This is a genomic window from Priestia sp. YIM B13490, from assembly GCF_042787735.1.
Classification (GTDB): Bacteria; Bacillota; Bacilli; order Bacillales; family Bacillaceae_H; genus Priestia; species Priestia megaterium.
Genome location: NZ_JBHZOT010000002.1, coordinates 205848 through 220000 on the forward strand (window position 1 = coordinate 205848; position 14153 = coordinate 220000).

Consider the following 14153-nt stretch of genomic DNA (forward strand, 5'->3'; position numbering starts at 1 on the left):
TGAATTTAAACAACATCTTATAATGGTAACATAGTTGTTATGCCCGCCTTTAGGGCAAATTAAACCCTGACTTCAGCAAAAAAATGCTATAAAAGGGTTGCATTTATTTACCTTCTCAGTTTAGCATGTCTAATATCGGGAATAAACAAATGTGCTCATACTCTTACAAAATCTTTTCCACAGAATACATTCCCACTTATTAATATTGAAACAGAACATAGGAAGGATGAACAACGAATGTTTAAGATGCAAGATATCAACTGGGAACAGCTTCTTACCAATGCTGGAGTTATTGTGTTAAAACTTATTGCCATCACCATTGTATTTTTACTTGTACGAGCAATTGGTAAAAAAGTTATTGAGCGTTCCTTTGAAAAAATGAGTGAGCGCGAAAATACTACGCGCGGACGTATGCTCACACTCAAAAGTTTAACCGTTAATGTGTTTTCATATGTACTTATTTTTATTTTTGTCGTTATGCTGCTTGAAGCAGTAAATATCCATGCCACAGCTCTATTAGCTGGTGCCGGAGTTGTGGGTCTAGCAATCGGGTTCGGTGCTCAAGGACTGGTTAGCGACGTTGTAACAGGTTTCTTTTTACTTCTTGAAAAACAGCTGGATGTTGACGACTATGTAACAACCGGAAGTTTTTCAGGAATTGTCGAATCAGTAGGTCTTCGCACTACTCAAATTCGCGGATTTGATGGAACTTTGCACTATGTGCCTAACCGTGAAATTACAAGCTTAAGCAATCATTCCCGAGGCAATATGCGCGCGTTGATCGATATTGGCATTTCGTATGATGATGATATTGACAAAGCAATTTCCGTACTAGAAAAAGTATGCGAGCGCGTTGCTGCAACAAATGAAAACATTGTAGAAGGACCAAGCGTGATAGGAGTTCAAGGTTTAGGCGCATCAGACGTTGTGCTTCGTGTAGTTGGCAAAGCTAAAAACGGTGAACAGTGGGGGGTTGAACGTCAGCTTCGCAAAGAATTTAAAGAAGCGTTTGACGCAAACGGTATTGATATTCCGTTCCCTCATCAAGTAAATATTGATAAAAAGCAGCCTGAAGATGCCAAGCAGCCTCAGCATGTATAAAAAATAGCCGAAGGATTTATTCCTTCGGCTTTCTTTTATCCTTGTACCTTGTTGCCTACTTGCTGACAAATTTCTTCTGCCGTTAATCCGCTAGCTGTAATAACTGAGCCTTGCGTTACTGCATCAGAAATCCCCATTACGTTTGAATCCTGTCCTGTTACAACACAGCAATCGCACCCTTGTGCATCACTTTCGTTGCGTAATTGTACCACTTCATGTCCGAGCTGCTGAAGTGCAGCCTGTACATCTGTTAAACCGTATTCTACACCAATTCGTGCCATCGTTGCCCACCTCCTCATGGTATTAATTTAGCCATAAGGAAAAATGATTATACGATTTATTGATTGCCTTTATGTTCAAAATATTTTGTAATAAGTGAAATCGCAATATCTATTGCGCCTTCATGAGGCTGCAGCTTTGCATGATGAAGCCCATATTCAGACTGAACGCCAAGCCAAAACATAAATCCAGGAATATCTTTTAGCATATAGCCAAAATCTTCTCCTGTCATTGCTTCTTTGCACTCAATGACATCCACGTCTGTTTGTTCTTTGGCAAATTCCATGAACTCTCGCGTGACTTCATGGTGATTATATACTTGATGATACATACAACCATAATCAATGGCTGTTTCACACTGGTACCCTACTTCTACTCCTTTAACAATCGCTTCAATTCGTTCTTTAACACGCATCATTGATTCAGGAGATAGCGTGCGAATGGTTCCTTCTATGCGAGCTCGCTCCGCAATAATATTTTGAACCGTCCCGCCTTGAATTTTTCCTACTGTAATTACAGCGCTGTCTAGCGGATCAACGTTGCGAGCAACAATAGTTTGAAGTTGTGAAACGAGCTGACATGCAGCAACTACCATATCATTTGTTGTGTGTGGATAAGCAGCATGGCCGCCTTTTCCTTTTAAATCAATAAATAGCTCAGACGTGTTAGCAAATAGCAACCCTTCCTTCAGCGCAATTGATCCAACCGGATATTCAGGCGCTACGTGAAGGGCGAAGATGAAATCTGGAAGCCATTCTTTCATGATGTCGCTTTGGAGCATTGGCTGTGCTCCTCCTGGACCTTCTTCTGCAGGTTGAAAGATAAACAGTACATTATCTTTAATTTCATGCTGAGCAAAGTAAGTGAGTACGCCTAGCCCAATGGCCATATGCATATCATGTCCGCAGGCATGCATGAGTCCTTCATGCTGTGATTGAAAAGAATAATTCGTTTCTTCCGTGATAGGAAGCCCGTCAATATCTGCTCGGTAACCTATTGTTTTAGTTGGATTTGTACCATGTACTTTAACAAAGAGTCCTGTTTTCCACGTCTTTACTTCTAAACGCTCTTGCGGAAGAGTGTTAATATAATCAAGCAAAAAACGCTGTGTTTTCACCTCTTGAAACCCTAATTCAGGAATTTTATGTAGCTCTCTTCTTATTTTCACAAATTCATTTTCAGCCATGTGTATGTCCTCCTCACGAAATAAAGAAGAAAGCGTGGTTGCCCACGCTTCCAACTTGTCCATATGATACGTTCAAGGATTCAGTATCCCAATCGCTAAAACCTATTAATTCAACAAAGAAAAAGCGCAAACTGATCGTTTTTCTTATTCTTCGTTTAATTGACGCAATTCTTGCTTGATTTCTGTTTTAGACTTTGTTTTTTCGTCAATTTCTTTAATAACGCGAGCCGGCGTACCTGCTACTACTGTGTAAGGAGCTACATCTTCTACCACAATTGCACCTGCAGCAACTACGGCACCTTTACCTACTGTTACACCTTCAAGAACAACAGCATTAGCACCGATTACTACATCATCTTCTACTACAACTGGTTTTGCAGAAGGTGGCTCAATAACACCAGCTAATACAGAACCTGCGCCGATGTGACAGTTTTTACCTACTGTTGCACGACCACCAAGTACTACGTTCATGTCGATCATTGTTCCTTCACCGATCACAGAGCCGATGTTAATAGATGCACCCATCATAATAACAGCGTTGTCGCCGATTTCAACTTGATCGCGAATAATAGCGCCTGGCTCAATACGAGCTTTAATTCCTTTCATATCTAATAAAGGAATCGCAGAGTTACGGCGATCATTTTCAATTACGTAGTCTTCAATTTTTCCTTCGTTTGCTTCAATAGCAGCTTTGATTTCTTTCCATTCACCAAATACTACACCTGTGTTGCCCGTTACGAATGTTTTAGAAGATGAACCAAAGTCAATTCCTTCTACTTCACCTTTTACGTAAACTTTTACCGGTGTTGATTTTGTGCTGTTTTGAATAAATGAGATAATCTCATTAGCATCCATCATTTTCATTATGTATTCCTCCTAAGTAAGCAATGTCTCATTTAATGTAACAAAATGCTTTCACAATGACAAGCATCATTATCGTTTTAATAAAAAGATAACGATTGCAAATAAAAAAAGCGAGCATCTAGACTCGCTTTAGACCGTTTCTCTTACATATTCACGTACAATATCAACAAATGCTCGAACTTGCTTCAGTTTAAACGCTGATTCGTATCCAACTAAAGAAGTGTCTCGGGTAATTGGCTCTCCATTTGCTTTCAGAAGCGGCGTCCGGTGAATATGGCTTCCAGCTTCTTTAATAGCAATCGATGGTAAAATAGCGAAGCCAAGACCATTTAAAGCCATTTGCTTACACGTCTCAATCTGATCCACTACAATCGTACGCTTCGGTGTAGTATGAAACTCTCGATGCCACCATTCTAAAATTTCTTGATAATACGTTGAGTCACTTTTAAATTGAATAAATGGTCGATGAGTATTTACTACTTCCGCTGCCCTTTCAATTTCTGAATCGACTAGGTAAAGAGGATCTGTAAACAAATGTTCTTTGACACCTTTCCAATCCGGATTTCCGCGTATGATTCCAATATGTACCTCATCTTCGTACAGATAGCGAAGCATTTCACTGCTCCAGCCGGTTACAAGAGAGATTTTAGCATGTGGGTAACGATCCATATAGCGTTTTAACACCGCCGGCAGCCAGTGCTGTCCAATAATCGAAGCCACCGCTAATTTGAGTGTACCATATACCTCATTATCTAAATGATGCAAGTCCTCACGAACCCGATCTTCTTTTTCTACCACTTCTTTTGCAAATTGAACAATCTTTTCTCCAGCAGGCGTTAATGACAGTCCTTTTTGCGAACGAATGAAGATTTGTGTATCCCATGCTTTTTCAATGGTTTGCAGCCTCTGTGATAAAGCTGGTTGCGATACAAATAATCTCTCTGCAGCTTTTCTCATATTTAATTCTTGAGCTAATACAACGAGCATTCGACATTCTATTAATTGCATTCAGTTATTCCTTTCAAGCCTCTTTTTACTTTCATTTTACCTTTATCATATAAGAAAAAAACGGAGAAAGATAGGCTGAAACACGATTTCTTAAAAAAATTATTGAAATGACTCTTTCGGGAGAATGATGGACTGCCTTCTTAATGACTTTAACAAATTTCTTCGTGTTAAAATCCCTTCAAAAATGCCATCTTCATTCTCTACGCACAAAAAAGGATGGTTAATCATGGCATTTATGACTTTTAATACGGATTTTTTCATGGAGACACGAGGAACATTTTGATTCATAACTTCTTCTACTTTCATGGTTTCTAATCGTTCAAATTCAATGCGCTTTAATCCTAAAATCGAATCTAAAATAAGCGTCATACTCACGAACCCCTGCAGCTGGAACCTTGGATTTAATACGGGAATGGACGTATAGCCAGTCTTTGTTAACACAAGCAAAGCATGTTCTAAATTATTTCCCACTTGGACATGAGCAACTTTATCAGAAGTGACAAGCAAATCTCGAAGTTCAATTTGATTTAACTGATTGTGATCAATATCAATCATTTATACATTCTCCTTCCATTTCTCATAACTTCCACGTGTGTAAAGAGAAAAAGAACAAGCTACAAAATGAAAATAGCTTGCTACGTAAATGCGAACCTTTAAGAGGGAATAGAAGCAGACACACTCGATGTTCTCCCTTATATGTTAAGTCTAGATTTTTTTAAAACAAGTGTCAACGAAAGTTCATAATTATCTGAATTTTTTATTTTGATTTTTTTACAGCATTCGACCCGTTCCTTCTATTTATCAGAAAATCCGCTATCACTTTGTCGATATTTCTCGGGAAAATAGGGCGGAAGCCACCGCAAAAACTCCATACGCAGTAACAAAAAAATACCGCAAAGTATAAAATCCTTTGCGGCATTCGTTTTGCTTTATCCCTTAATGAATAAGTTCAAAAATTTCAATTGCAATCATATCAACGTTATCAAATTGATAAACGGCTGGCTTTTCACCATCTTGATATACTTCAAGTTCGTATGTTTCAGTTTTTGCATGATATTTCACGCTGCAAATTCTTTTTCCCTCTACTTCGAAGAAGCGTTGTGGCGCTTCACTTCCACTTGCTTGCTCACGGAGATTCACAAGACGAGTTAAAATACCTTGTAATTGTGACATATAATCTCTCCTTTCACCTATTACATCATTACGCATTCGACTTTTCTACAATATCAATTCAAATAAATACGTTATCTAAACTAATACTTAAAAGACACCATTTCACTATATGCCACATACTAAAAAAACACAAGTACTTTACGTGATTTTTCATAAGAAAATGCCTTATTATAGCGATATATGTCGTTTTTTATTATAATAACATAGCGATATACTATGTATCATACAAAACTTCATTCTACTTTAACACCATTCATTTTAATATAGGGAGGTGCTTTCATTGAAATCTATAGAGTTGTACACACAACCAGCTTGCCCACCTTGCGAAATTGTTAAACAGTTTTTACAGCATCATCACGTTTCTTATAAAGAATTTGACGTATCTAAAGATGCTTCTGCTCGAAAACGAATGACTACTGAGTTAGAGTCTTATTCCACTCCGACCATTCGTATTGACCAGGAAATTATCAGAGGATTTGACCTTCAAGCACTTGAGAAGCTTCTTAACATCGGGTAACAGAAACACTCAAAATAAGCTTTCCTCGGCTATTTTGAGTGTTACTTACTATATATAAACTTTTGCACTTTCCATTTCCCTTGTTTTTTTACTAACGTGATCATTTCGTAATGATCTTGGTATTTTACCCGTTCATTATGCACAGCCGGAAAAAATTGATAGACATAAGCTTTGTTTTGGTCGGAATGAAGAGCTACCTTCGTTTGTTCATCAAAAGAAAAGAAAGGGATGTAGTGTGTTAAATATTCAGGTCCCTCTCCGACATACCCTTGAGCTTTTTGTAAGAGAGCCTCATTAAAAAACACAGATGCATACTCATCATCTAAAAACAATTTCAGCTCACGAACAGCGTCTTGATTAGTATGAGCAGACGCAGCTCTTAGCTGAGCCTGATAAGCGTCCTGCAAATTTATAAAGATTTCATGCCTAGTCTCTCCTGATACTTCTGCATGAACAGATTTTCCTGAGTACAAGACAATCAGCAAAAAGACAAGTAAGCATATTTTATTCAAATTAAATCAGCTCCTTAACTTCTTTTTTATTAGAATTCCGAAAATTCCCCTGCCTATGCATATCCCTACAACCGACTGTCGTTCTCCTCTAAAAAAACATAAAAAACCGGCAACCACTTTTGCTGGTTGCCGGTTTAACTTTAACTTATTTATTCTCTACAAAACGTCTCTTTCGTATAAAAAAGAATATGAAATATCAAGGAATATATAGTGCATATTATCAATCGGATACGAAAAAGTCCGGATATTCTCACCTGTTTCAATATCATTATACAAATCTGATAATATGCCTTTTTTTTCATAGCTCATTCGAATAATATTCTCAAGAAAATATGGGCGCCAGCTCCAATTTTTCTTTACATATTCAGGTTCAAGAATCCAATCCTCGTTTTTCTTTACATAGTTAGAAGACTTTTGAAATCCGTTTTCATCGCAGATGTAAAGGCGAAAACACACGTTGGATAGTTCTTCTGCAATAACAGGCAGCATATCGTCATACGTTTCTAGCTTTCTGCACTTTGTCATTACCTGCTGCATTTTATCTTGAAAGCGTTCTGTCAGCTGGTAAACAGCAAGCAGCTTTTTCTTTTCGTGAGCGATATACATTTCAAAACGTTCCTTTAGTTTATCCTTTAAGATGTTCGGATCGACAAGTTCAGCAGCCGGCTTATGTAAATAATAACCTTGAAAATACCTGCCTCCGTTTCTCCATGCATATTGCAGCTGATAGGAGGCTTCTATATCTTCGTATAGAAGCGTAGCACCCATTTTTCTTGCTAGCAGAGATAAAGAATACAATACGTCTTGATACGACTGCGCCATGTCCGTTTGTCTCAGAATATGTAAATCTACTTTTAAGATATCTGGTGAAAGCAACCCAATCCTGTCTAGATTACTACTTTCTTTTCCTATATTATCAATTGCAATCTTAATACCATATGTTTGATAATACTTTAGTAAGTGTTGAAGTGATTCCAAATCTCCACTAAAATTGTGTTCTGTAATTTCGAGAACAATTCGATCAAGCGATAATCCTTTATTTTCGAAAAGTTGCAATAATTCTAGCAAGGATTCTCCATGATCGTTCATTAATAAATTAGGGTTCTGATTAATAAAAATTAAAAATTGTTCTTCCTGGGTCAACATATGCTCGAGCGCCTGTGTTAAAACAGCATAATCAACTTCTATGCGATATTCATCCGGAATCGCATCATCATGAAAGAATGGGCCGAGACTTTCAATTTCCCCTTCATTTTGAAACCTCGCCAACACTTCATAGCCAATTACTCTATGTCCATCTGCACTAAAAATTGCTTGATAATACGGAAGAGTTTTCTCTATGTTTGTTAATACATCTAACGGGTCCACTCAACTCTCCCCTCTCCTTGTTCACTTTACGTTAGTATAATACGAATAGCATAATTTTGCTAGTCCTTCTCGGATTGCTTTGTACTTTTTAGTGCGTATCCAAACTTAAAAAGGATGCTGATTTAGCCACTGTCCCCCGTCCATTGTAATGCATTCCCCATTGATATAAGACGCTTCATCGGAGAATAAGAAACTAGCTAATCCGGCTATTTCCTCAGGAGTTCCAAGGCGTCCTAATGGTACAGAATTTAATGTACGCGCTTTCATTTTTTCTGACTCAAATAATTTATCGGCTCCTCCTGTTCGCTCGATCGGCCCTGGTGCAATCGCATTTACCCGTATACCATATTTCTTCCCCCACTCTACTGCGAGCGTGCGCGTCATGGTTAAAACTCCTGACTTGGCACAAGCTGAATGAATAACACCTGCTCCTGCGTTCCAGGCATATGTAGCCACAATGTTTGTAATGGCCCCTTTTGCGCCTTTATTGATCCAATATTTCCCTACTGCGGAACTGCAATAAAATGTACCATTTAATACGATATTAATTACGCTGTTCCATCCGTTAATGGATAAGTCTTCAGCTGCACATATAAAATTGCCTGCAGCATTATTAACTAAAAAATCAATTTGGCCAAATGCCTTGTCCGTTTCTTGAACCATTCGTTCCACATCTTCTGGATTGCGTACATCCATCACCACTGAAAGTACCTGTCCATCAAACGTTTTAATTTCATTTTCTGTCTCTTGTAATCGATCGGCTGATCTACCTGTGATTACCACATGAGCACCTTGTTCTGCAAATCGCTTTGCCATATGTTTTCCCATTCCACTTGAACCGCCAGTAACAATTACGACCTTGTTCTTCAATGTATCTTCCTCCCCAAAACATAAGTGTTTTACAACTATCATTTTACTATTTTTTCTGAATAAAGTGAAATTTTTATCCATTTAACTTAAAAGCAGGCTTCTCGTTGTGATGATAAAAAAAACAATGCTATAATGAAAACTTGAAAACTATAAGGAATAGGTTGATTTTGCATGAAAAAGACGTATACAAGACGATCTTTTTTGAAAGGACTAGCGTCTATTTCGTTAGGGTCTTTGCTCACCACGTCTTTTGGGTATACATATGCCAAATATATTGAGCCTAGACGTCTGCAAATTGTTCGTCATACAATTACTTCTAAAAATATTCCGAAAAGCTTTAACGGAATAAAAATTTTACAATTTAGTGATGTTCATCTTGGACTCTCTTATGATTTATTACAACTAGAACAGCTTATGGTGACCATAAATAATTTGAAGCCTACTATTATATTATTTACCGGAGATTTAATGGATGTACCTAATGAATACCCGCATCCAGAAAGAATTCCCCCGATTTTACAGAGGCTTCAGGCTCCTCTTGGAAAATATGCTATATATGGTAACCATGATCACGGAGGATATGGAACAAATATCTATAAACAAGCCATTGAAGACGCAGGATTTAGACTTTTAGTAAATGAAGTTGACACGGTATCCATGCCTGATAAAAGCTACATTCATATTTGTGGACTCGATGATATTATGCTTGGGAATCCACAATATGAAGGAACGCTAGGGCAATTACAGCCGGATATTTTTTCTATTGCTATGATTCATGAACCGGACGTTGCTGTCAAAGCAGCTCCTTTTCCAGTAGATCTTCAGCTCTCCGGCCATAGTCATGGAGGCCAAATTCAAATTCCTTTTTACGGTCCTTTAATTACACCGCCCTTTGGGACGGTTTACCCTGAAGGAATGTACGAAGTTGGAGATTCTAAAATGAAGCTTTATGTGAATAGAGGCTTAGGAACCACTCGCATTCCTTTTCGTTTTTTAGCTACGCCTGAAATTACGCTTTTCACCCTGCAATCAACATAAAAACGCCCTTACAGGGCGTTTTTATGTTGATTGTCTTTTTTTAGCTGATTATGACCGCCTAATTCTAGTCTTAAAGAAATAAACCAGGCTCAAAAACTTCCGTTCAGCCATACACTACAAAGACAACTGACAAGGAGGTTAAATTATGTACTATCAATATCCCTATACAGGATATCGTAATATTCCAAATGGTGACGAGCGCTTTTTTGGATTTCCTTTTGTTGCTGGCTTAGCTGGTGGGCTGCTTGGCGGACTAGCTGTTGGCGGTTTTGGAGGCAGACCTGGGTGCTGTCCACCACCTTATCCTTATCCAGTTCCGTTTTACGGCGGTGGATTTCCTGGAGGAGGCTTCCCTGGTGCCGGCTATGGAGGCGGTGCTCCTGTTTATAACACATACTACGGACCTGGATACGGTCCTGTTGGTCCCATTCCTAGATAATAACATGACTAAAAAGCCGAGCACTCGGCTTTTTTTATGTTATTCTTGATTGTCGCAAAGAGCATATTGACAAAAAATCTCTTGACTATTAATAGAGAGCTCATGGTCTTTTTTTATGACGTAATGATAATTCCCTTCTTGGTCTTGTTCTCGTGCTTTTACATTATCAGCAAGCATAACTTCAAGCCACTTCCACACTTTTTTTTTCAAATATGTATCCAAGATAGGAAATAAAATTTCTACTCGTTTCACCATATTTCTTGTCATCATATCTGCAGATGAAAAGAAAAACTTTTCCTGTTTATTATGATGAAAATAATAGATTCGGCTATGCTCTAAAAATCGTCCGACAATGCTTCTTACTCTTATATTCTCGCTAACGCCTTGAATTTGAGGGCGCAAGCAGCACGCTCCTCTAACAATGAGTTCGATTGTCACACCAGCTATAGAAGCTTCATATAGCTTCATAATTAAAATTTTATCCGTCAATGAGTTCATTTTCCCAATGATTCTTCCATTGCCATACCGTCTATGATAATGGATTTCCTGATCAATGAGATGCAAAAAATCATTTCTTATATCAAATGGTGCAACGGATAAATGATGATATACTGGTTTTTGCGTATAGCCACTTAAGTAATTAAAAAAATTGGCCGCATCTATCCCGATGTTTCGGTTGACAGTAAAAAGACTTATATCCGTATAGATCTTTGCTGTGGCATCGTTGTAATTCCCAGTACCAAGATGAACAAACCGTTTAATATGCTCTCCTTCTCTTCTCACCACGAGCGTAATTTTACCATGCGTTTTTAAATGCGTCATTCCATATATCACGTGACACCCTGCCCGCTCTAGCTCTTTAGCCCATTGCACATTATTCTCTTCATCAAACCTCGCTTTTAGTTCAACTAGTACCGTCACTTGTTTACCTTTTGCAGCCGCTCGTTTTAATGCTTTAATAACGGGAGAATCTCCGCTTACCCTGTATAACGTTTGCTTAATAGCAAGCACATTTTCATCGTCTGCTGCACCGTTAACAAAATCGAGTACCGGCTTAAACGATTCATAAGGATGGTGAAGCAAAATATCTCTTTGAATCATTTGATCGAAAATATTTTGATCCGGGTGTAACTCTGTTGTAAGCTTAGGAATAAAGGCTTTTTCAGCCAACTTTTCATGCGTAGAGTTAAGTAATCTATAAAACGAAAATAAACTGGTTAAATCCAGCTGTCCTTCGATCTCATACACATCTTCATCGTCAATTTCAAGTACTGACTCTAAATACGCTAGTACACCCTGATCATATGGACTCTTAATCTCAAGACGAACAGCCGCTCCCCATTTTCGCTTCTGTAACTCTTCTTCAATTTCTTTTAGTAAATCTTGAGCGTCTTCTTCGTGAATAGTCATATCTGCGTTGCGGGTAATTCGAAATTGAGAAACGGAAGAAACGCGATATCCCTTAAACAACTTCTTAATAAAATAGGCAATCACATCCTCTAGCAATACAAATAGACGGGTAGAATCTGATGTGGCTATTTCAATGTAGCGCGTTAGCATCGAAGGTACTTGAACGATAGCTAGCCTTCCTTTTATTTCAGCAATTTGCTGCTCATCATTTAAATTTTCTGAAAGGACGACTGCTAAGTTCAAGCTTTTATTCATCAACATAGGAAACGACCGGTAGGTATCAATAGCCATAGGAGTTAATACGGGAAAGATTTGCTCGTCAAAATACTGTTCAAGCGTATCTAGATTTGATTTCTCCAACTTTTCAACCGCAATGATTTCCACGCCGTATTTCTGTAATTCGGGAAGAAGTGTATGAATATACGTATCATACTGCTGCTTGACTAGATCGTGGTTTTGTTTAGAGATAGAAAATAGCTGCTGTTTAGGAGTTAAGCCTGCTTTGTTTTCAGGTTTGCTAAATCCAGCTTTCACTTGATCTTTTAATCCGGCTACCCGAATCATAAAAAACTCATCCAAATTTGAACTGAAAATTCCTAGAAATTTAAACCGCTCAAGCAAAGGGTTTTTCGTATCTACTGCTTCTTCCAGCACCCGCTTGTTAAAAGCCAGCCAGCTCAATTCACGATTATTGTAATAAGCTGAATCAGCCACTTGTATGGTTTGCCTATAAGTGCGATTACTTTCTAACATTAGCCTCACCTTCCAGGATAATGGATTTAATCTAGTTAGCTATACTGAATATTCTAACCGATTCAGCGTTATTCTAAAGCTTAGCAAATTCAAGAACAATATTTTTTTTCACTACTTTTTCTAGATGCTTTTTCTGTTTTTCAGCCTGATATTGTTCAGGACGAAAGTTTTTTGTACATAATAGTTTAATCGCAACTGTGTTTTCATCGCTTTTCATGTCAATATGTTGAATAACATTTCGCTTTGTTGCATGTAAACCGTCAGCTATTTTTAAAACCGCACCGAGCAGCTGGACTTTTTTTTGTTCTTCTTTTGTTAACCACTTTTTAAAAGGAGCAACATATTGCCTAAAAGAAGACTTCCCTTTATATGAAGAAACAAGTGCCAGCTTTAAACGTTCTCTATGTGAAATTCCATCGATTGTACGATTAGCAAGCACATAAAACGTATGCTGGCTGCTTGATTCGGCATCAATATACTCTCCTATATCATACACTTGCGCAGCTTTTATAAGAAGCGCTAAGTCATCCTCTTTTAAATCAACCGGTCCCTGCTCCTTAAAATGCTGAAACATCATAATAGCTGTGCGGGTAAGCTGTTTGACATAATCTTTATTTACTTCAAACTCTTCCATTATTTCTTGAAAACTTTGCTGTATGACATCGGGGTACATTGGCTGGATATTAGCATCAGATGCTTCCTTAAATAACACCCCTTCTCTTAAGCCTTTGCGGCTTAAGATGAAGCGAGTCGCGTTGACTGTTTCATATAATGATTGAAATACTTCAATCGCTGGCAAAATTGTATCCGCACGATCTTTTGACAAGCGGTCTAGCTTTTGAAGATTGTGATAAGACAATGAGCCTATAGCAGATTTCACATGCAATATATCAGCTAAGTTCATTTCATATTGATGCAGCCCGGCGAGAGGATAGTGGATAAGACCTTGATGCACTTGCACCATACTTCTTGCACTTCCTCCAATTGCTACAATCGGAACTTGGCGATTTAAAAGCCACGGGACAGTATGGAAATACCGGATCACGAAATCGCGGATTTTTACTTTTTCTTCTGCAGTGGGAATATTGCCTTTGACGAACTGCAGACGCAGAGATAAGGCACCGAACGGAAAGCTGTGGTACTGCACTAACTCTCGATTGCGAAAATACGTAACTTCCGTACTTCCCCCACCAATGTCAATTGTAATGGCTTCTTCGATCGAAGTGGAATGAATAACGGCAACAAAGCCGTAATACGCTTCTTCATATTCAGACAATAGTTGAATAGAAAAGCCCGTTTCTTTTTTTACATGCTCTAGAACTTCTTTTGCATTAGCCGCTTGACGGATGGTAGCTGTGGCCACACAGGTAACGTTCGGCAGCTGCTGATGCTTGATAATAACTCCAAACGTTTTAAGCGTATCAAGCAAGGTATATATTCCTTTAGCCGTTAACACTCCTTCTTTACTTAAATAATTTCGAAGCCGTGCAGCTACTTTCACGTTTTCAATTTGCTTAAATCCTCTGCCTTTTTTGTATTCATAAATAACAAGGCGTATCGTATTTGAACCTATGTCAATCAGTCCATGTTTATAAGTCAATGTAATTTCAACACCTTTTTCAAAATAACTTTATG

At 38.2% G+C, this 14153-nt stretch carries 15 protein-coding genes; 4 read left to right on the top strand and 11 right to left on the bottom strand.

What is annotated here, in order from left to right:
- Nucleotides 1-237: 237 nt before the first annotated feature.
- Nucleotides 238-1101, top strand: a complete 864-nt coding sequence (locus ACFX4R_RS06485; RefSeq protein ID WP_237074673.1) for a mechanosensitive ion channel family protein — start codon at nucleotides 238-240, stop codon at nucleotides 1099-1101.
- A 35-nt stretch (nucleotides 1102-1136) separates the two neighbouring features.
- On the opposite strand, the gene ACFX4R_RS06490 is transcribed toward ACFX4R_RS06485, so the two are convergent.
- The 6 genes from ACFX4R_RS06490 to ACFX4R_RS06515 form a co-directional block, all read right to left on the bottom strand.
- Entirely contained in the window at nucleotides 1137-1382 is a 246-nt protein-coding gene (locus tag ACFX4R_RS06490) for a YkuS family protein (protein WP_013056040.1), read from the bottom strand.
- Between the two features lie 56 nt (nucleotides 1383-1438).
- Complete coding sequence (locus ACFX4R_RS06495; protein ID WP_097823995.1) at nucleotides 1439-2566, bottom strand: N-acetyldiaminopimelate deacetylase; 1128 nt, start codon at nucleotides 2564-2566, stop codon at nucleotides 1439-1441.
- A gap of 144 nt (nucleotides 2567-2710) precedes the next feature.
- On the bottom strand, nucleotides 2711-3430 hold the full coding sequence (dapD, locus tag ACFX4R_RS06500; protein ID WP_013082280.1) for a 2,3,4,5-tetrahydropyridine-2,6-dicarboxylate N-acetyltransferase: 720 nt from the start codon (nucleotides 3428-3430) through the stop codon (nucleotides 2711-2713).
- A gap of 129 nt (nucleotides 3431-3559) precedes the next feature.
- On the bottom strand, nucleotides 3560-4438 hold the full coding sequence (locus tag ACFX4R_RS06505; protein ID WP_013056037.1) for a transcriptional regulator CcpC: 879 nt from the start codon (nucleotides 4436-4438) through the stop codon (nucleotides 3560-3562).
- 99 nt (nucleotides 4439-4537) lie between these two features.
- Nucleotides 4538-4993, bottom strand: a complete 456-nt coding sequence (gene cbpB, locus ACFX4R_RS06510) for a cyclic-di-AMP-binding protein CbpB (RefSeq protein WP_013056036.1) — start codon at nucleotides 4991-4993, stop codon at nucleotides 4538-4540.
- A 381-nt stretch (nucleotides 4994-5374) separates the two neighbouring features.
- Complete coding sequence (locus tag ACFX4R_RS06515; RefSeq protein WP_013056035.1) at nucleotides 5375-5611, bottom strand: YkuJ family protein; 237 nt, start codon at nucleotides 5609-5611, stop codon at nucleotides 5375-5377.
- A 280-nt stretch (nucleotides 5612-5891) separates the two neighbouring features.
- Here ACFX4R_RS06515 and ACFX4R_RS06520 point away from each other — a divergent pair, with 280 nt between their 5' ends.
- Nucleotides 5892-6128, top strand: a complete 237-nt coding sequence (locus ACFX4R_RS06520) for a glutaredoxin domain-containing protein (RefSeq protein ID WP_237074672.1) — start codon at nucleotides 5892-5894, stop codon at nucleotides 6126-6128.
- Nucleotides 6129-6169: 41 nt separating this feature from the next.
- Here ACFX4R_RS06520 and ACFX4R_RS06525 read toward each other — a convergent pair whose 3' ends face one another.
- From ACFX4R_RS06525 to fadH, 3 genes are all read right to left on the bottom strand, one after another.
- On the bottom strand, nucleotides 6170-6640 hold the full coding sequence (locus tag ACFX4R_RS06525) for a DUF3993 domain-containing protein (RefSeq protein WP_043979571.1): 471 nt from the start codon (nucleotides 6638-6640) through the stop codon (nucleotides 6170-6172).
- Nucleotides 6641-6796: 156 nt separating this feature from the next.
- Nucleotides 6797-8008 carry an EAL domain-containing protein gene (locus ACFX4R_RS06530; RefSeq protein ID WP_013056032.1) on the bottom strand — a complete coding sequence of 404 codons (1212 nt, stop codon included), beginning with the start codon at nucleotides 8006-8008 and terminating at the stop codon, nucleotides 6797-6799.
- Between the two features lie 105 nt (nucleotides 8009-8113).
- Entirely contained in the window at nucleotides 8114-8878 is a 765-nt protein-coding gene (fadH, locus tag ACFX4R_RS06535; RefSeq protein ID WP_074894348.1) for a 2,4-dienoyl-CoA reductase, read from the bottom strand.
- 171 nt (nucleotides 8879-9049) lie between these two features.
- Between fadH and ACFX4R_RS06540 the strand changes: the two genes are divergently transcribed.
- Together ACFX4R_RS06540 and ACFX4R_RS06545 are read left to right on the top strand one after the other, a co-directional pair.
- Entirely contained in the window at nucleotides 9050-9916 is an 867-nt protein-coding gene (locus ACFX4R_RS06540) for a metallophosphoesterase (RefSeq protein WP_043979575.1), read from the top strand.
- 145 nt (nucleotides 9917-10061) lie between these two features.
- Nucleotides 10062-10355, top strand: coding sequence for a hypothetical protein (locus ACFX4R_RS06545; RefSeq protein WP_043979576.1), 294 nt, complete (start codon nucleotides 10062-10064; stop codon nucleotides 10353-10355).
- A gap of 39 nt (nucleotides 10356-10394) precedes the next feature.
- On the opposite strand, the gene ACFX4R_RS06550 is transcribed toward ACFX4R_RS06545, so the two are convergent.
- Both ACFX4R_RS06550 and ACFX4R_RS06555 read right to left on the bottom strand, forming a co-directional pair.
- A complete protein-coding gene (locus ACFX4R_RS06550) occupies nucleotides 10395-12518 on the bottom strand; it encodes an RNA degradosome polyphosphate kinase (protein ID WP_237074671.1) in 2124 nt (707 codons plus the stop codon).
- A gap of 73 nt (nucleotides 12519-12591) precedes the next feature.
- Nucleotides 12592-14118: a Ppx/GppA phosphatase family protein gene (locus ACFX4R_RS06555; protein WP_377569160.1), complete on the bottom strand. Its 1527-nt coding sequence runs from the start codon at nucleotides 14116-14118 to the stop codon at nucleotides 12592-12594.
- Nucleotides 14119-14153 lie beyond the last annotated feature (35 nt).